Source organism: Zooshikella ganghwensis DSM 15267 (assembly GCF_000428585.1).
GTDB lineage: Bacteria > Pseudomonadota > Gammaproteobacteria > Pseudomonadales > Zooshikellaceae > Zooshikella > Zooshikella ganghwensis.
Window position 1 is genome coordinate 1 of the sequence record NZ_AUAF01000030.1, and the last position, 17,774, is coordinate 17,774.

General features: G+C 43.6%; 14 protein-coding genes and 1 pseudogene. 4 read left to right on the forward strand and 11 right to left on the reverse strand.

Going from position 1 to position 17,774, the window contains the following annotated elements:
• A pseudogene (locus tag F607_RS28865) lies at positions 1-170 on the reverse strand (IS982 family transposase); the annotation flags it as partial.
• Between the two features lie 695 nt (positions 171-865).
• Between F607_RS28865 and F607_RS0109000 the strand changes: the two are divergent.
• On the forward strand, positions 866-1,264 hold the full coding sequence (locus F607_RS0109000; RefSeq protein ID WP_038290767.1) for a DUF4870 domain-containing protein: 399 nt from the start codon (positions 866-868) through the stop codon (positions 1,262-1,264).
• A gap of 17 nt (positions 1,265-1,281) precedes the next feature.
• On the opposite strand, the gene F607_RS28870 is transcribed toward F607_RS0109000, so the two are convergent.
• From F607_RS28870 to gloB, 9 genes are all read right to left on the reverse strand, one after another.
• Positions 1,282-2,121 (reverse strand): substrate-binding periplasmic protein, encoded by an 840-nt coding sequence (locus tag F607_RS28870; protein WP_084611174.1) that lies wholly within the window; start codon positions 2,119-2,121, stop codon positions 1,282-1,284.
• A 336-nt stretch (positions 2,122-2,457) separates the two neighbouring features.
• Complete coding sequence (locus F607_RS0109015; protein ID WP_027707832.1) at positions 2,458-3,255, reverse strand: enoyl-ACP reductase FabI; 798 nt, start codon at positions 3,253-3,255, stop codon at positions 2,458-2,460.
• A gap of 146 nt (positions 3,256-3,401) precedes the next feature.
• The gene (locus tag F607_RS0109020; RefSeq protein ID WP_027707833.1) at positions 3,402-4,982 is read right to left on the reverse strand and encodes an ABC transporter ATP-binding protein; all 1,581 of its coding nucleotides are present in this window, start codon (positions 4,980-4,982) and stop codon (positions 3,402-3,404) included.
• Positions 4,979-6,007: an ABC transporter permease gene (locus tag F607_RS0109025; protein ID WP_027707834.1), complete on the reverse strand. Its 1,029-nt coding sequence runs from the start codon at positions 6,005-6,007 to the stop codon at positions 4,979-4,981. The genes F607_RS0109020 and F607_RS0109025 overlap by 4 nt, the downstream gene beginning before the upstream one ends.
• Before the next feature lie 11 nt (positions 6,008-6,018).
• Positions 6,019-7,095, reverse strand: a complete 1,077-nt coding sequence (locus tag F607_RS0109030; protein ID WP_027707835.1) for a microcin C ABC transporter permease YejB — start codon at positions 7,093-7,095, stop codon at positions 6,019-6,021.
• Between the two features lie 77 nt (positions 7,096-7,172).
• Entirely contained in the window at positions 7,173-9,056 is a 1,884-nt protein-coding gene (locus F607_RS0109035; RefSeq protein WP_051311187.1) for an extracellular solute-binding protein, read from the reverse strand.
• Between the two features lie 20 nt (positions 9,057-9,076).
• Complete coding sequence (locus tag F607_RS28875; RefSeq protein WP_051311189.1) at positions 9,077-11,002, reverse strand: extracellular solute-binding protein; 1,926 nt, start codon at positions 11,000-11,002, stop codon at positions 9,077-9,079.
• Between the two features lie 255 nt (positions 11,003-11,257).
• Positions 11,258-12,940 (reverse strand): lytic transglycosylase, encoded by a 1,683-nt coding sequence (locus F607_RS28880; RefSeq protein WP_084611176.1) that lies wholly within the window; start codon positions 12,938-12,940, stop codon positions 11,258-11,260.
• 258 nt (positions 12,941-13,198) lie between these two features.
• Entirely contained in the window at positions 13,199-13,978 is a 780-nt protein-coding gene (gene gloB / locus F607_RS0109050) for a hydroxyacylglutathione hydrolase (RefSeq protein ID WP_027707837.1), read from the reverse strand.
• 159 nt (positions 13,979-14,137) lie between these two features.
• Here gloB and F607_RS0109055 point away from each other — a divergent pair, with 159 nt between their 5' ends.
• Genes F607_RS0109055 through dnaQ form a run of 3 tightly spaced genes read left to right on the forward strand, consistent with a single transcriptional unit; the run spans position 14,138 to position 16,142 of the window.
• Complete coding sequence (locus tag F607_RS0109055; RefSeq protein WP_027707838.1) at positions 14,138-14,902, forward strand: class I SAM-dependent methyltransferase; 765 nt, start codon at positions 14,138-14,140, stop codon at positions 14,900-14,902.
• Positions 14,903-14,923: 21 nt separating this feature from the next.
• Entirely contained in the window at positions 14,924-15,367 is a 444-nt protein-coding gene (rnhA, locus tag F607_RS0109060) for a ribonuclease HI (RefSeq protein WP_027707839.1), read from the forward strand.
• Positions 15,368-15,407: 40 nt separating this feature from the next.
• Positions 15,408-16,142 (forward strand): DNA polymerase III subunit epsilon, encoded by a 735-nt coding sequence (dnaQ, locus tag F607_RS0109065; RefSeq protein WP_027707840.1) that lies wholly within the window; start codon positions 15,408-15,410, stop codon positions 16,140-16,142.
• A gap of 72 nt (positions 16,143-16,214) precedes the next feature.
• On the opposite strand, the gene nhaB is transcribed toward dnaQ, so the two are convergent.
• Positions 16,215-17,732: a sodium/proton antiporter NhaB gene (nhaB, locus tag F607_RS0109070; protein WP_027707841.1), complete on the reverse strand. Its 1,518-nt coding sequence runs from the start codon at positions 17,730-17,732 to the stop codon at positions 16,215-16,217.
• Positions 17,733-17,774 lie beyond the last annotated feature (42 nt).

Consider the following 17,774-nt stretch of genomic DNA (forward strand, 5'->3'; position numbering starts at 1 on the left):
GTATCTTCATCTAGCCCAAAAAACTCGCCGATGAGCTCCATTGCAATCACTTCAGGATCAGAAAGGGAAGGCATAGCCCCTCGTTCACGTAATCGCTGGCCTTTAAGTAAATCATTAAAGGTATCATCAACCCAGCAATAAACTGCTATGATAAACTCTTCTACTGACATCCCCTGTCCCTTTGAATTTGTTTCGGCAAAACAAAGGTTGGGGTCAGGGGTTGTCATTTCAAACTAATAAAAGTCGAGCATCGCGTTACATTTATATATTTTCAAAGAAACTTGTAAGTTTACGTTTAAATATCAAAAAAGATACAGGTATGACTGAGCCATACAGCACATGTAATAGTTACATTAACACTGTATGATGAGTATATATGAATATAAGGGTACTATTTATTGACTTATACCTTTTAACAGGCGGTTTTTAAATATACCTATTTGAAATAGATGTTTAAGAAAAACTGTATGAAACTTTTTAGTGTAATAAGCCTCAGAGGCGTTTGGATTAATATAAGGCTGTACTAAATTAACAATATTGATTCATAGCTAAGCTTTCATCAGGTTGGGCTTTTTTGTTGATGGCAGATATTCTAATTTAGAATTTATTAATGTTGTACGTTTTTTGTCGCATATGTGGTACGCTTTTTAATATAAATTTTTATTAATGTCCAGTTTTTTGCTATGTGTTTATCAGTCTACTCTAGTGAGAGTTGACTGAATGTCCACTTTGGAGCGTGAGTGCTAGTTTTTTAGCATGATCTATCCTTAAGCCTTTACACAGTTATACAACAAGTATGGGCTTAGTCTCAGTGGTTACTCTTGTTCTAGGTGGTTACTTTAGTGGTGTATATTGAGGAGGAAATATGGACGAGCAGGAACAAAAACCCGTTAAGCAAGTAGAGGAACATTCCTCTAGTGACATACCCTCTGCTGAAGAGCGAAATTGGGCAATGGCATGCCATCTTTCCGCATTTACAGGTATATTAGTACCTTTTGGTTTTATTCTTGCGCCACTCATCATTTGGTTGGTTAAAAAAGATACGATGCCCCTGGTGGCTAAACATGGTGTTGAATCGGTTAATTTTCAAATAACCTTTTTATTGATTTATGTTGTTTGCACTGTGCTGCTTTTTGTTCTTATTGGATTTGTGTTGTTGCCGATTGCAATGTTAGTACACGCCATTTTTATTATTATGGCGAGTATCAAAGTCAGCAATGGTGAAGATTATCGCTACCCATTTGCAATCCGCCTCATTAGTTAATGTGACTAACAATTTAATTAAGGTTGGGAAGGGTCACGGGGTGTCAGTTTTTCAATAGCTTTTGGGAATTGTGTCAGTGGAAGCCACTTTTGATGTAGATTTTTCATCCAGCCATTTTGATGAAGTTGTTGCAGTTGCTGATGCCAGCTATCGATATGAGCAGGATGTGACCCTGCGGAAAAAGCGATATACAGTAAGTTCTCCCGTAATGTGAAAACTGGTTTGACTAAGTTAGTGGGAATATTAGCTTTTTTTAGAATGCCATCAATGGTGAGGTCAGCAGTACACCATAACTCGATTCGGCCCTGAACTAACTGCTGTGCTGAGTATATGGGTTTGGAAACAATCACTAAATTATTGAAATTTTGCTTTTCCAGTAACTGTTGTTCCACGGCATCACGATAGACGCCAATTCTTCGTATACGTCTTGCCTCTTCTAATGTGTTGATGTGCAGCTGACTACTCCTCGCAGCATAAAAAGTTGTTTGACCAATAGCTACAGGGCCTATCAAGGTAAACTCTTGTTGTCGCTGGGGCGTCAGTGTCATGGTAAATAACACAACATTAGGTTCACTGTTGATCATTTTCCAACCTCTGGCCCAGGGTACAATGTAAATAGGTAATGTTTGACTTTGCATCGTGAGAAGCTTTTGAATCAACTCAACCGCGTATCCCTTAGGCTTGTTGTTTTCGCTGAAAGTGATAGGAGGCCATTCCTCAGTGAAAAGCTTGAGAGAAGGTAGCGGTGAAGTTGAGGTTGTCACTGAAACGTTTGAGTCAGCATTCAGGTTAAAGCACGCGACAAAGCTTAGCAAAAGGCATAGAAATGTATAAGTGAATAACTTAGAACAATTCATAGGAAGCTTATACGTAAAAATGTCTGCTGCTGGACTCGGTGTTTACTAAAAGCACCTTGAAAGTATAAGTATAAAGCTCGATTTCACAGGATGTATCTTTTATTGCAGGTGCAGGTGCAGGTGCAGGTTGCTGGTTTAGGTTTATAGCATGTTTTCTTTAAGACCGTTCATCGAGGATTTTAAATCGGTGAGGCTAGTTATCGTAGTTCTAAAAACTGTTGAAGTATGCGCAGGCGTCAATGGAGTAGGAAGGGGGGAGCAAAAGGACTCAACCACCTGCAGCGACCAAGCCTGGCAGGGGTTGAGCTTTATGAGCAAGGCAACAGTTATTGAAAATTAATTCTGTTCAAGCTGGCCCATTGCTGTGACATTAAAACCACCATCAACATGAGTGATTTCACCAGTAATACCGCTTGCCAGGTCTGAGCATAGAAAAGCAGCGACATTACCTACTTCTTCAATAGTGACATTGCGACGCAGTGGAGTATTTTGCTCACTAAAGCTGAGCATTTTACGGAAGCTCTTAATGCCTGAAGCTGCCAGTGTACGAATGGGACCTGCAGAGATGGCATTTACCCGGGTTCCTTCTGGACCCATTGCTGCTGCAGCATAACGCACTGAGGCTTCTAAGCTGGCTTTAGCCAAGCCCATGACATTGTAATTAGGAATAGTTCGCTCAGCACCAAGATATGACAGCGTTAACAGGGCACCATTGCGATCACGCATCATTTCACGACCTGCTTTAGCGAGGGCAACAAAGCTGTATGCACTGATGTCGTGAGCAATTTTGAAACCTTCACGTGTTGTTGCATCAACAAAGTCACCCTCAAGTTGATCTCCAGGGGCAAAGCCTACAGAGTGCACAATAATGTCCACGCCATCCCACTGTTTTGCAAGCTCAGTAAATACGCTTTCAATATCTTCATCTCGGCTGACATCGCAAGGAAAACAGAGGTCTGCCGATGAGCCCAGTTTGGCAGCCAGATCTTCGACTCGAGACTTAAGCTTGTCATTCTGATATGTAAATGCCAGCTCGGCGCCTTCGCGACGCATTGCTTCTGCGATACCTGAAGCAATAGAGAGTTTACTGGCAACACCTACGATTAATGCTTTCTTTCCAGCAAGAAAACCCATATGTTGTTTCCTATAGTTTGGGAGGGACTATCAATCCCAAGAAATGGTTGGGTTGACTTAAAGGCTGTGAAGTATAGAGAATCCAAGCCCCGCTGGCGAGACCTATCAGTGTGTCTTTATGTTAACCAGCCTTTTTTTCCTTTAGCTTACCAAAAGGCAGCCTGTAATAAACTTTGTGTGTAGGGATGCTGAGGGTTTTCAAGCACCTGCTGGGCAGCCCCTTGCTCAACGACTTTGCCAAACTGCATCACCACCACTTTATGGCTGATAGCTTTGACAACAGCCAAATCATGACTGATGAATATATAACTGAGTTGATACTTTTGTTGTAATGACTTTAATAAATCCAGTATTTGCCGTTGAATGGTCCGGTCAAGGGCTGAAGTAGGCTCATCTAAAATAATGAGTTCAGGTCGTAATACCAGTGCGCGGGCAATAGCGATCCGCTGACGTTGCCCTCCCGAAAACTCGTGAGGGTAGCGATGCTGGACATCGGTAGGTAAGCCGACATCCTCTAAAGCTTGAGCTATCCACTGAGCATGCTGCTCTGCTTGTTCCGCTTGATGCACAATCAACCCTTCACCAACAATCTGGGCAATGGTCATTCTAGGATTCAGACTGCCAAAAGGGTCCTGAAATACAATTTGGATAGAACGTCGCAGGGGGCGGAATGCCTTTTGTTTTAACTGATGAATGGGGTTGCCATTAAAGGTCATGGCGCCTTGTGCATTGACCAGCTTCAACAAGGCAAAGCCAAGCGTTGATTTTCCCGATCCACTTTCGCCGACGATCCCTAGGGTTTCGCCTTGTTTGAGTGAAAAACTAATATCATCAACGGCACGAACATGCCCCGAAACGCGCTTGAAAATGCCTTTGTATATTGGGAACCAAACCTTAAGCTGGTCAACGTCAAGAATGGTTTTAGTTTGCTCTGGGAGTGGCTGGGGATGACCAGTAGGGATAGACGCCAGTAAATGTTGAGTATATTCGTGCTGTGGGGATTTGAAAACAGAGTGGACTGGACCTTGTTCAACTACCTGCCCTTGCTGCATAACACAGACATCATCCGCCATATGCTCAACCAGGTTCAGGTCATGGCTAATCAACAGGAGTGCCATGTTAGTTTGCTGCTGTAATGATTTGAGCAATTCTAAGATTTGTCGTTGAACGGTGACATCCAAAGCGGTAGTAGGTTCATCAGCAATTAGCAGGTCAGGCTTATTGGCCAGAGCCATGGCAATCATTACCCGTTGTCGCTGTCCTCCAGATAACTCATGGGGAAAAGCCTGCAATCGACGGCTAGCATCACGGATACCCACTTGCTCAAGTAAGGTGAGAGTCTGTTGACGGGCTTCATGTTGAGTGGTGCCTTGGTGTAACACAATGGCTTCACCGATTTGTTTTTCAACGGTGTGTAACGGGTTGAGCGATGTCATAGGTTCTTGAAAAATCATGCCGACACGATTACCGCGAATACGTCTTAAGGCTTCATTGGTTGCGCCCAATAATTCCTGCCCTTGCCAGCGGACACTGCCTTTGGGAAAGTGTGCTTGTTCTGGGAGAAGTCCCAAAGTGGCTAGCGCGGTGACAGATTTTCCAGAGCCACTTTCCCCAACCAATGCTAATGTTTTCCCCGTATTCAGCTTAAAGCTGATTTCTTGGACGGCGGTTTGCTGGCGAAATTGAATCATCAGGTTTTCAACTTCAAGTAATGGCGGTTGGTTCATAGAGGGAGCTTCCTGGGGTCAAAAGCATCTCTTGCGGCTTCCCCGACAAAGACCAATAAGGTCAAAATTAGGCTGAGCGTAATAAATGCTGATAATCCCAGCCAAGGGGCTTGCAGGTTATTTTTTCCTTGGGCGACCAGCTCACCTAATGAGGGGGAGCCTACCGGGAGTCCGAAGCCTAAAAAGTCTAATGAGGTTAATGTCGAAATGGCGGCTGTTAGAATAAAGGGTAAATAGGTTAGGGTTGCCACCATGGCATTGGGTAGCATATGCCGAAACATTATGATGGAGTTGCTAATGCCTAGTGCTCTAGCGGCACGCACATACTCAAGATTCCTGGCCCTAAGAAACTCTGCTCGTACTAAATCCACGAGCTGCATCCAGCTGAATAACAACATAATACCCAGCAGCCACCAAAAATTTGGGTTCACAAAACTGGATAAAATTATCAGTAAATATAAGGTGGGTAACCCGGAAAATATTTCGATCAGGCGTTGTCCTATTAAGTCAACTTTACCACCATAATAACCTTGAGCAGCCCCGACAATGATGCCAATAATGGAACTAAAGATAGTGAGTGTCAGGGCAAACAAAACTGAAATACGAAAGCCGTATATAATTCTAGCGACCACATCACGGGCTTTGTCATCGCTGCCTAGCCAGTTATCCAACGAAGGAGGGGCGGGTGCAGGCACTGGAAGGTCCTTAATAATTGTGTCATAGCTGAAGGGGATGGGAGGCCAAATTAACCAGCCTTCTGCTTCTATTAACTCCTGTACATAAGGGTCTGTATAGTCTGCTTCTGAGGCAAACTCTCCGCCAAAATCGGTTTCGAAATAGGTTTTGATAACAGGAAAGTAATAACTATCCTGAAACTTAATCAGCACGGGCTTATCGTTGGCAATCCACTCAGCCACTAATGAAAAACCAAATAGGAAAATAAAAAGCCACAATGAGTAATAGCCACGCCTATTGTTTTTAAATATTTGCCAGCGTCGCTGATTGATGGGACTCAACCTTTGCATAATCCACATACTCAACCTTCCCGGCTTTCAAAGTCAATTCTAGGGTCAATAATCATGTAGGTGATATCGCCAACTAGCTTCAAGAGTAAGCCAATTAAGGTGTAAATATACACGGTGGCAAAAACTACGGGATAGTCACGGCTTAGTGCAGCTTCAAAACCAAGTAATCCTAAGCCATCAAGGGAAAAAACCACTTCAATCAGTAATGAGCTGGTTAAAAAGATACCGACTAATGCCGCTGGGATCTGGGCGATGACAATTAACATGGCGTTACGAAAAACGTGCCCATATAACACTCGCTTTTCAGTGAGTCCCTTGGCTTTTGCAGTTAGCACATACTGCTTATGTATTTCATCTAAGAAAGAATTTTTCGTCAGCATGGTCAGGGTGGCAAAGCCACTCACGACCATGGCAGTGATAGGCAGTACCAAGTGCCAAAAATAATCCAGCACTTGTTGCCAAAAGGGCAGCTGGTCAAAATGATTAGAAGTCAGTCCCCTGAGTGGAAACCAGTTAAAGTAGCTGCCACCGGCAAAGAGTACGATAAGTAAAATTGCAAACAGAAAGTTAGGAATGGCATAGCCCACAATAATGGTGGTTGATGTCCAAACATCAAAACGACTACCGTGTTTAACTGCTTTTTTGATGCCTAAGGGGATCGATATTAAATAGACTAATAATGTCGTCCAAAGCCCCAGTGATATCGATACGGGTAATTTATCAATGATTAAATCAGTGACATCCCGATCCCGAAAGAAGCTTTGGCCAAACTCAAAGGTGGCATAGTTTTTCAGCATCATCCAGAAGCGTTCAGAAGGTGGTTTATCAAACCCATACAGTTTCTTGATTTCTGCTATTAGTTCTGGGCGTAAACCTTGAGCACCTCGGTATTGTCCATCTGTTGTGGCAATGTCGGCCCCTGTGCCGCCAAGACGACTGCCTGATCCAGTTTGCAGCCCTTGTAGCTGGGCCAGCATCTGCTCAACAGGGCCGCCAGGGGCAGCCTGAATAATAATAAAGTTAATAAGCATGATGCCAAACAGGGTGGGAATGATCAGTAGTAAGCGTCGGATAATATATACCAGCATTAACAAGCCTCTTAAAGCATGCGCATATTGATACCCTTCGCTGAGGGTAAAGCTAGGCCACAGGTAAGCACAGGGTATTAGTTGGCTTTTTTACGGAACGACTTTATTTTTTCTGCTTTTTTAGGATCTTCCCACCAGGTATCTAAGGTAAAGCTGTATTTAGGTGTAACCTCAGGTTGACCAAATTTGTTCCAGTAAACCAGGCGATATTGATTGATATGAAACTGAGGGATCACATAGTGATTCCATAATAAAACGCGGTCCAAAGCACGACAGTAGTTAATGAGTGCTTCGCGGCTAGGGGCAGAGATGATTTTTTCGACGAGTTGATCGACAACGGGATTTTTAATACCGATATAGTTACGACTACCTGTAATATCAGCCTGTGAGGAATGCCAGAAATCACGTTGTTCATTACCTGGTGACTGGCTTTGTCCAAATGAGCTAATAATCATATCAAAGTCAAAACTTTGTACACGTTTAATATACTGCTGAGTGTCGACTTGCCTGATAGTCATATTAATGCCAAGTTTTTTTAAGTTTTCTTGAAATGGCAGGACAATGCGCTCCATTTCCGGTTGGGCAAGCAATATTTCAAAGGAGAACGGTTGATTGGTTTGCTGGTTGATTAACTTGCCTTCTTTTAATACGTAACCTGCTTCTTTCAATAAGTGAAGCGCTTGCCGGAGTTGTTGACGGTTGTTGCCTGAACCATCGGTTTTGGGTAATTCAAAGGCTTGCGTGAACAGAGCTTCAGGAAGCTCTTTTTTAAATGGCTCAAGGATTTTTAATTCTGCGGGCGATGGTAGGCCTGATGTGGCCATTTCAGAGTTTTCAAAAAAACTATCAGTACGTTGATAGCTATTGTAAAACAAATTTTTATTGGCCCACTCAAAATCGAAGGCATAGCTTAATGCCTGACGCACTTTGCTATCGCTAAAAAGTGGCCGGCGGATGTTGTATATAAAGCCCTGTAAGCCAGCATGAGATAAGTTAGGCTGTGCTTTTTTTATCATTGCCTGGTTGTTAAACAGCTTACCTTGATATTGAGTAGCCCAGTTTTTGGCACTATTTTCGGAGCGGAAGTCATATTCACCTGCTTTTAGTGCTTCAATAGCGACAGTAGGATCACGATAGTAATCATAGCGAATAGTATTAAAGTTATATTTTCCGCGATTAACAGGGAGGTCTTTACCCCAATAATTCGGATCTCGTTGATAGGTAATGGAGCGGCCTGCATCAACCTGGCTGATGGTATAAGGACCACTGCCAATGGGAGGGGTCAGCGAGGTTTTATTAAACGTATGCTGGCTCCAGTAGTGTTTGGGTAGAACCGCAAATTGGCCGATAATCATTGCCAGTTCACGATTATCACCAGGTGTGAAGGTAAATTTCACCCGCCATTTATCCAATGCCTCAACCTGTTTGATATTGGCATAGTAGGTTTTATAAAGAGGGTGTCCTTCTTTTTGTAATAAATTAAAGCTAAATACGACATCTTCTGCAGTTAGCGGGTGGCCATCATGAAAGTGGATATTTTTGCGTAGATGAAAAATAATCCAGGCGCGATTTTCAGGCCATTCCATCTGCTCAGCAAGTAAACCATACATCGTAAAAGGCTCATCTTCGCTGTGATAAAGCAGCGTGTCGTAAAAATAATTGTTGTACAAGTAGGTCAAACCACTGGCAGGAATGCCCTTAACAATAAAGGGGTTTAAACTATCAAAACCACTTGAAGAGATCGTTGCTAAATGAAGTGTTCCCCCTTTGGGGGCCGCTGGATTGACAAAGTCAAAATGGGTAAAGTCGGCAGGGTATTTGGGTTCACCATGAATAGTAATGGCATGACTTTTATAAATTTTTTCTTCAGCATGAAGCCCAAAGCTAAACCCTAGCAAGGTTGCCAGTAAAAAAAGTATGCTTATGGGGTGAGGCTTTCTTTTTATTTGGCAAGTTAACATAAGTTGTATTTTTCCTGTCCTTATTGATCATTTACCCACCAACACTCAAAACAGAATGAATAGGGTGGTGATATAGCAGGCCTTTGCAAATGTTTCCAGTACGCTACACGATGATAATTTAAATGCCAGTGTGGAATAATAAAATAGTGCCAGAGCAATATTCTATCCAAACTACGAGTATATAGCTGAAGCTCCTCACGGGTGTGTGCCTTAGTTATCATCGTGAGGAGTTGGTCCACAGCGGGTAATTGAATACCCGACAAGTTGAGTGAGCCTGGGGTAGTGGCTTGTGATGAGTGATACAGCGATTTTAAGTTTTGACCAGGTGCAAGTGATTGTGACAGTGCCAGTGTTGTCATATCAAAATCAAATTGCTTAAGGCGTTCTTGATAAGAAGCGCTATCAACAATGCGAATACGCATATCAATGCCTATTCGCTTCAGATTTTTTTGCAAAGGCAGCAGTATGCGGGAGCTGCTTTGCTGATATTCAAGCGCCTCAAAAGTAAACGGCTTACCCTGAGCATTGACTAGCTTACCTTGTTGCATGCGCCAGCCTGCAGAACGAAGTTTTTTTAAGGCAATGCGTTGTCGGTCACGAATGGTACCATCATGAATATTAGGTAGCTTGAAGGCTTTTTCTTTAATATGGGAGGGTAGTTTAAATTGTGAGAGTAGTTTTCGCTCTTCCGGTGTTGGAGAGCCAAAGCTGCCTAAGTCTGAGTTGGCAAACAAGCTGTGCGAACGTTGGTAAGCATCATAAAATAGGACTTTGTTGGTCCATTCAAAATCGAATGTCCAGGCAATCGCTTCTCGAGCTGTAATATCATTAAACGGAAAGTGTCGGCTGTTTAAAAAAAAACCTTGCAGTGATGCAGGCTCACGATGAGGAATAACTACTTTAAGAACTTTACTTGAGTGAACGGCAGGAAAAGAGTAAGAGGTTTCCCATTGCTTAGATATATGTTCAATGCGAAAGTCATATTGGCTGGCTTTAAATGCTTCAAATGCCACCGTACTCTCTTGGAAAAAAATATACTCTACCCTATCAAAATTATAACGCCCTTGATTAATGGCTAATGATTTTCCCCAGTATTGCTCGTCCCGCTCAAAGGTAATACTTCGCCCTGGCTCGACCTTGGTCATTCGATAAGGCCCACTATTAAGGGGTGGCTCAAGGGTGGTAGCGGCAAAATCGCGGTCTGCCCAATAGGTGGCAGATAAAACTGGAAGCTCTCCAAGCCGGAGAATCAAACTACGACGACTGTCGCCTGAGAGTATAAATTTTACCTGTTGTTTTGTCACAGCGGAGGCATCTTTAACATCAGTATAAACAAGCTTATAACGTGGATGTCCTTTCTTGATTAATGTATTGAATGAAAAAACGACATCTTGCGCCGTAATCGGCGTGTCATTGTGAAAACGAGCTTCAGGTCGAATGTGGAAGATCACCCACTCATAATTGCTGGGAAACTCAATGTATTCCGCAATCAAACCATACGCTGTTTGATACTCATCGCCTACTCGGTTATCACCTGTGGTGCCCATAAGTAAGGTTTCATTGTTTTCATTAATGCCATATACATAAAACCCGGGGGTGTTTACAGGGCTGGTGCCTTTTAGAGTGTAAGGATTTAATGTATCAAATGTGCCTAGCGCTGATAGGGTGATCTTGCCTCCTTTAGGGGCACTGGGGTTTACATAGCTAAAATGCTTAAAGTTGTCTGGGTACTTTGGCTCACCATGAAGTGCTATGGCAGAGACTTTAATAGTAGTGTCAGCGCCAGTTGACGTAATTTTTTTTTCGCTTGTCGTTACTGGTACTTCACTGGTATAGACATGCTGAAAACTATAGAGTCCCATAACTAAAGTCAGCCACTGAAACCAAGTCAAAGTAGTCCAATATCTTCGTGAGATATTGCCTTTTGGCAAAACCTGCTGGTGCATTTTACCCCTCATGCGTCGTTTAACAGTGAGTTGAAAGCACTACATGTGATGTTTTTTTTAATAAGTCAGTAACTTGATTAGAAATGATTACTCTTAACAGTATATCTGGCGAGAGGGATTATGTTGGGTAGATTGATGTTTCTTTCTAACTACAAATAAGGCTGCTGCAAATACAGGGCGAGAAACTCAAAAGAGGAGGGGTATAACCTATTAAGCAAGTAATAGGTTATAAGGGATTGAAATGTTGACTGGCTATTAAGTGCCAGTCACATTAACAAACAAAGTAAGCGCCTGGCCTGGCTTTAGGTTTGTATGTGGTAGCTGATTCCAGTCTTGAATATCATCTACACGCACATTAAAGCGGGTAGCAATTCTGTAAAGTGAGTCTCCTTGACGTACTTTATAGTTCACTTTGCGCCTTACTTTTCGCTTATCTCTTGAGGCATGAGTGCTTGATTTGGCACTGGCCAATTTTATCACCAGGCGTTGACCAGGCTTTAGGGTGTCTCGAGGTGATAAATTATTCCATTTGCTGAGCGATTTGACGCTGACATCATATTGACGGGCAATGTGCCAAAAAGAGTCTCCACGCTTCACTTTGTAATAAACGGATTTACCTTGGGCTGCAACCCGAGCTTGTTTGCCAAGGCGGCGTTGGGTACGGGTTTTAGTGTATTGGCTTAAAAGCTGGCTGGCTTGGGGAATCAGCAGAGTTTGTCCTGTACGAATTCGGTGGCTAGCGAGTTTATTGGCTTGCTGGATGACTTTGGTCCGTGTTTGAAAACGGTGAGCGATAGCAATCAGCGAGTCTCCTCGTTTGACCTGGTAGCGTTGCCACTTCATACGTTTATTGGGTGGAAGTGTTTGCAATGCATTTTGAAACTGCTTGGCTTGAGAGATAGGTACCAGTAAGTAGTGAGGACCATTAGGATCAGTAGCCCACTGGTTAAATCCTGGGTTTAGCTGGTAGAGCCTATCCAGTGGTAAGGTAGCCATATCCGCGGCCAAGGCTAAGTCGATTTGGCCTTGAGTTTTGATCTTTTGAAAATAAGGCTTATTGGCAACTGTGGGCATTTGGATGCCGTAACGCTCAGTGTTAGCGATGACATGTGCTAAAGCCAGCAAGCGTGGAACATACTGCTCGGTTTCCCTGGGGAGGTCGAGAGACCAGTAATCCTGAGCTTTTCCTGAGGCTTTATTACGGCGCATTGCCTTCAGAATGGTTCCCTCTCCTGCATTGTATGAGGCTAGTGCTAGCTCCCAGTCGCCGAGGTGTGTGTAAAGTTTGCTTAAGTAGTCCAGTGCTGCATTGGTGGAAGCAACCACATCACGGCGACCGTCATACCACCAATTTTGCTTAAGTCCAAAATATTTTCCTGTACTGGGAATAAACTGCCAGAGGCCTGAAGCCCTTCCTGGTGAGTAGGCAAAAGGATCATAGGCACTTTCAATCACAGGGAGCAAGGCCAATTCAGTGGGTAATCCACGTTGCTCAATCAGTTCTGCAATGTAAAACAGGTAGGGTTCAGCTCGCTCACTCACTCGCTGGATATATCGGGGGTTTCTTTTAAACCAGGCAATCTCACGCTGCATACGTGGATTGTCAACAGAGTAGGGTAGGGAAAACTGTTGGCTTATCCGCTGCCAAACATTATTGAACTGAACTATGTTTGATGATGTTGTGTCAGTTTGCTGCAATGTTTCCTGATCCGCACGGGCTGCAGCTTCTGCAGAGAGAGACTGGGTTGCAGGTTCTTGGTGAAACCAGGAGAAAACAGATTGAGGAGGGTCTGGCTCTGGAGCTTTACTTGAAGCAGTCAGTGGTTTACTGGTTTGACAGCCTGTAAGCAGGACTGTGCCCGTGAGTCCGAGACAACAAAGTATTCGGCGGTAGGCTTTTTTGCCCCCAAAAGAGTCATTTTGATAATACAACATCATATGGCCAGGATTGTGTAACACACTTTTTATGAGGCGAGCCTTCTGAGCACTTCTGAACAAGGAGGTCGCAGTGTTTATGGTAACTTTAGGTCATTGCGCTTAAATTTGTTGAAATATATCTATAAAAAAGTGCGCAGCATATCATCAAAATACTGTGAAATGTAAAGAATAAAAAAGCCGCAAAAAGCGGCTTGATGATAATAAAGAGCGTGTTTTTTTGTTGGATCGCGTAGTTTTTAATCGAGGGGGGTTAAGCTGTCAGAAATGATCTTTCCAACGCCGTAGCGTTGCAAAGACATCAACAGGACTAGCCAGGCTTTGCTGTACATGCGACTCACAGCGTTGCTTTACGGTGAGTTCTGTGCAACGTAAAAAAGGGTTAGTACTTAACTCTTCGGCAATGGTAGAGGGGAGGGTCGGTTGGTGATTATTGCGTAACTGTGTTACATGTTGGCGTCGTGCTGCCAGTTCAGCATTGTCTGGTTCAACAGTATGCGCAAAGGCAAGGTTGTTTTGTGTATATTCATGAGCACAATAGACTAATGTGTTTGCAGGTAAGTGAGCCAACTGCTGTAAGGACTGGTAAAGCTGTTGTGGCGATCCTTCAAACAAGCGGCCACATCCACCCGCAAATAGGGTGTCACCACAAAATAATACTGGCTGACTAAGCAGTGTTTCAGAAAAATAGGCAATATGATCAAGCGTATGTCCCGGCACTGCAACTACGTTAACACTATGATTCAGCAAGGTAAGCGTATCATTTGCTTTTAGTGGGACGTCGATGTCATGGATAGCATCACTTTCAGGACCATAAGTAGTCGGCTTGAAGAGTTTTTTGAGGGCTTTAAGTCCACCAATATGGTCAAAGTGATGATGAGTGATGAGAATACCTTCCAGCTGTAACTGCTTTTCCTGTAGGGTATCAATCACAACTTTCGCATCGCCAGGATCTACAACCCACGCTTTGTGAGTTTTGGTATCACTGATGAGCCAGATATAATTATCATTAAATGCAGGAATAGGTGATATAGAAAGCATATGTCGCGCACCTGACAGATTAATTATAGTAAATCATTAATGGTATTATACGGTATACCCTGCGCGAGTCATTTCTAGGGTTTGTTACTGGAACTATTCTTGTGCCCTAGGGGGTATAAAAACCCTTCGCTAAGAGTATAGTTAGCTAATGAGTGTGTTATGAAATTTTGGCGTAACGTCAAGCAGCGACCCAGTTACTCGGCAGTCTTGCCCATTTTGCACCAGTGGTTACAAACCGGTGTAGGTAAGCGTTTTCTTGCCTCAGGTCACCAGCTTTTGGATCACACACTTGAAAGCGTATTTGGTTATCATGGCGTTGTTGTGAGTATTTGTGAAACGCCCTCAATTTTACAAGCCAGTCGAGTTGCCCATCATACATTAATAACGCCTTTTTCATTGCCCGCTTGGGGGGCACAACAGATTATTGCTTCCCCAAGCCACTGGCCGCTTAGGCCTAGAAGTGTCGATATGGTCTTAATACACCATGGTTTAGATTATGTAGAACGTCCTCATCGACTATTAAGAGAGGCCTGCAAAGTAGTTATTCCTGGTGGCAAGATCATTATTGTCGGGTTTAACCCGTGGAGTTTATGGGGGGCGTCGCGGCGCTTAAGAGAGCGCTATAAACGGGGTGGTAAATACGCCAACTTTATTGCTGTGCGCCGGCTACAGGACTGGCTAACATTACTGAACTTCTCTGTTGATCATTTACAATACGCGGGCTTCACGTTGCCTATTGCGCAGGGGAAAATAGCTGAGCCTGCTTGGGAAAAACGCTGTGAACGTTGGCACTTACCCTTTGGTAGCCTGTATTTACTAAAGGCTACTCGAGAGTTAACGGGGATGACACCTATTCGTCCTGTGTGGCGCCAGTTAAGAGAAACACTGACAACTCCCACCTTAGTGGAACCTAATACACGATGAAAGATTTAAGTGGAGAATAGTTTGAGTCAGGTAGTAGAAATTTTTACAGATGGTGCGTGTAAAGGTAATCCTGGTCCAGGAGGCTGGGGGGTGTTATTGCGCTACAAGCGCAAAGAAAAAACCTTATGTGGCGGTGAGCTGGAAACCACCAATAACCGTATGGAGTTAACAGCTGCGATTGAAGGACTAAAGGCCCTGACACGTCCTTGTAAAGTGCGCCTGACAACGGATTCAGAATACTTACGTAAAGGTATTTCAGAGTGGATGCCTAACTGGAAGCGTCGAAACTGGCGAACAGCCAGTAAATCTCCCGTTAAAAATGCTGATCTCTGGCAAGCATTGGATGTTGAGGCTCAGCGTCATCAGGTGGAGTGGTGTTGGGTTAAGGCCCACAATGGACATCCTGATAATGAGCGGGCTGACCAGTTAGCAAACCAAGGCGTAACAAAGGTTTTGTCATCATAGGTTAATCAGTGATTGTGGATTTTAGTTAAGAAGAGCTGCCATGCGTATAGTTGTCTTAGATACTGAAACAACAGGCCTTGAGCCCTCTCAAGGGCATCGAATTATTGAAATAGGTTGTGTTGAGCTGGAAAACCGTCGTTATACTGGACGCAGCTTTCATTGCTATATCCAGCCAGACCGAGAGGTGGATGAGGGTGCGGTTCAAGTTCATGGTATTACCAATGAATTTTTGCAGGATAAACCGCGCTTCCATGAAATTGTTGAAGAATTTGTCGCCTTCGTAAGAGGGGCAGAGCTTGTTATTCATAATGCCCCCTTTGATGTAGGCTTTATAAATCACGAGTTTAATCTTCTCTCGCCCCCAGTACCTGCCGTCGATACGATCTGTCAGATCACTGATAGTTTAGTCATGGCGCGGAAAAAACATCCTGGGCAGAAGAATAGTTTGGATGCGTTGTGTAAGCGATACGGTGTTGATAACTCTGCTCGAACTTATCATGGCGCCTTATTAGATGCGGAAATTCTGGCGGATGTCTACCTGACCATGACGGGTGGGCAAACCATGCTATCGTTGGGTTCTGCAGATAGTGATGATGAAGGAGAAGGAGCTAGCCGTATCCATCGGGTTTCCAGCGATCGCTCTCCACTACCCGTTATTCTGGCATCAGCTGAGGAAATCGAGACCCATCAAGCAAAACTTAAGCAGATGGCTGATAGTGGTGCCTGTTTGTGGCATGAATTAGAGGCTGGGGGTGAACAGCACCAAGAAGTTTGATGGCAAGTGCTGAACTGCTAAGAATGTTTTAGCCAACCACCCAAGGTTTAGAGTGGTTGGCTAAAAAAGCAACTAGATTAATGTTGAAACACAGATATAACCTACGATGGTTAATACAATGGTATAGGGCAAGGCCATAATAACCATTCGACCATAGCTCAAGCGAATGAGCGGAGCGAGTGCAGAAGTTAACAGGAATAGAAAGGCTGCTTGACCATTAGGTGTGGCGACACTCGGTAAGTTAGTACCTGTATTGATTGCGATAGCTAACATATCAAGGTGGTCACGAGTGATGAGGTTAGCTTTGTAGGCATCAACCACTTCGTTAATGTAAACAGTTGCTACAAACACGTTATCACTGATCATGGATAGAATACCATTAGCCAAAAAGAACATGCCTGGCTGAACAGATTTATCCATTTCAAGTACTGCATTGATGATAGGGGTAAACAGGTGCTGGTCATGTATCACTGCAACAATACCAAAGAAGACGACAAGCAAAGAGGTGAAGGGTAAGGCTTCTTCAAAAGCTTTACCTAACTGGTGCTCTTCAATAATACCCGTAAATGCAGTAATCAAAACAATTACTAATAACCCGATAAAACCAACCTCAGCCACATGAAAGGCTAAGCCCAGCATGAGAATAATACCCGCTATTGCTTGTACTATAAGGGCGGCAATATCTTTGTTATTACGCTTTTCTGCCTCAATCTCAGCATGCTCGGTTAAAATTTCCCGGACAGCAACTGGTAGTGTTGCACCATAGCCAAACCAGCCGGTTTTCTCTAATACAACAAGTGTTAATAACCCGGCAACAAATACTGGCATGGTGACAGGCGCCATGCGTAAAAAGAACTCGACAAATTCCCACTGTACTTTTTCAGCAATCAGTAGGTTCTGAGGTTCGCCGACGACAGTGCAGACTCCACCAAGTGCAGTACCTATAGCAGCATGCATCATAAGGTTGCGCAGGAAGGAGCGAAATTGTTCAAGGTCGGAACGATGGAGTTCTATCACCATGTCATCTTGATGATAGTTATGGTCAAGATGTTGAAGCTTTTTACCTGAGGCAACTTTGTGGTAAACCGTGTAAAAGCCAACAGCCACACTGATAATAACGGCAGTTACAGTCAATGCATCTAAAAATGCAGATAACACAGCAGAAACAATCGAAAAGAGAAGTGATAGCACCAGCTTTGAACGAACACTGATTAATATCTTGGTGAATATAAAGAGCAGCAGGTCTTTCATGAAATAGATGCCTGCCACCATAAACATCAGTAGCAAAATGACAGGGAAGTTTTGGAAAACTTCATGCTCTAAAGAATCAGGTGTGGTGAGGCGCAAAAGCATGGCTTCGATGACGAGAAGTCCACCGGGTTGGAGGGGGTAGCATTTCAGTGCCATTGCCAGTGTAAAAATAAACTCTAATACAAGACACCATGAGGCTACTGTGGGACCTGTTTCTGAGGGCAAGAAAAGTAAAATCAATGGGTTAATGACTAAAAATGCCAGAATGGTGTACTTGTACCAATCCGCTGAGTTTCCCAGAAAGTTGTGCATAAATGCACTTTTAACAGAACTAGGCATACGCTCTTCCTAACTTAAGTTACTGGCCATGTTGGTATATAC

Bases quoted from the DNA above. Each gene is read 5' to 3' on its own strand.
- F607_RS0109020 (WP_027707833.1), bottom strand. From the start codon at position 4,982: ATGAACCAACCGCCATTACTTGAAGTTGAAAACCTGATGATTCAATTT.
- F607_RS28880 (WP_084611176.1), bottom strand. From the start codon at position 12,940: ATGATGTTGTATTATCAAAATGACTCTTTTGGGGGCAAAAAAGCCTAC.
- F607_RS0109000 (WP_038290767.1), top strand. From the start codon at position 866: ATGGACGAGCAGGAACAAAAACCCGTTAAGCAAGTAGAGGAACATTCC.
- F607_RS28875 (WP_051311189.1), bottom strand. From the start codon at position 11,002: ATGCACCAGCAGGTTTTGCCAAAAGGCAATATCTCACGAAGATATTGG.
- nhaB (WP_027707841.1), bottom strand. From the start codon at position 17,732: ATGCCTAGTTCTGTTAAAAGTGCATTTATGCACAACTTTCTGGGAAAC.
- F607_RS0109030 (WP_027707835.1), bottom strand. From the start codon at position 7,095: ATGCTGGTATATATTATCCGACGCTTACTACTGATCATTCCCACCCTG.
- F607_RS0109055 (WP_027707838.1), top strand. From the start codon at position 14,138: ATGAAATTTTGGCGTAACGTCAAGCAGCGACCCAGTTACTCGGCAGTC.
- F607_RS0109025 (WP_027707834.1), bottom strand. From the start codon at position 6,007: ATGCAAAGGTTGAGTCCCATCAATCAGCGACGCTGGCAAATATTTAAA.
- gloB (WP_027707837.1), bottom strand. From the start codon at position 13,978: ATGCTTTCTATATCACCTATTCCTGCATTTAATGATAATTATATCTGG.
- F607_RS28870 (WP_084611174.1), bottom strand. From the start codon at position 2,121: ATGAATTGTTCTAAGTTATTCACTTATACATTTCTATGCCTTTTGCTA.
- F607_RS0109015 (WP_027707832.1), bottom strand. From the start codon at position 3,255: ATGGGTTTTCTTGCTGGAAAGAAAGCATTAATCGTAGGTGTTGCCAGT.
- dnaQ (WP_027707840.1), top strand. From the start codon at position 15,408: ATGCGTATAGTTGTCTTAGATACTGAAACAACAGGCCTTGAGCCCTCT.
- F607_RS0109035 (WP_051311187.1), bottom strand. From the start codon at position 9,056: ATGTTAACTTGCCAAATAAAAAGAAAGCCTCACCCCATAAGCATACTT.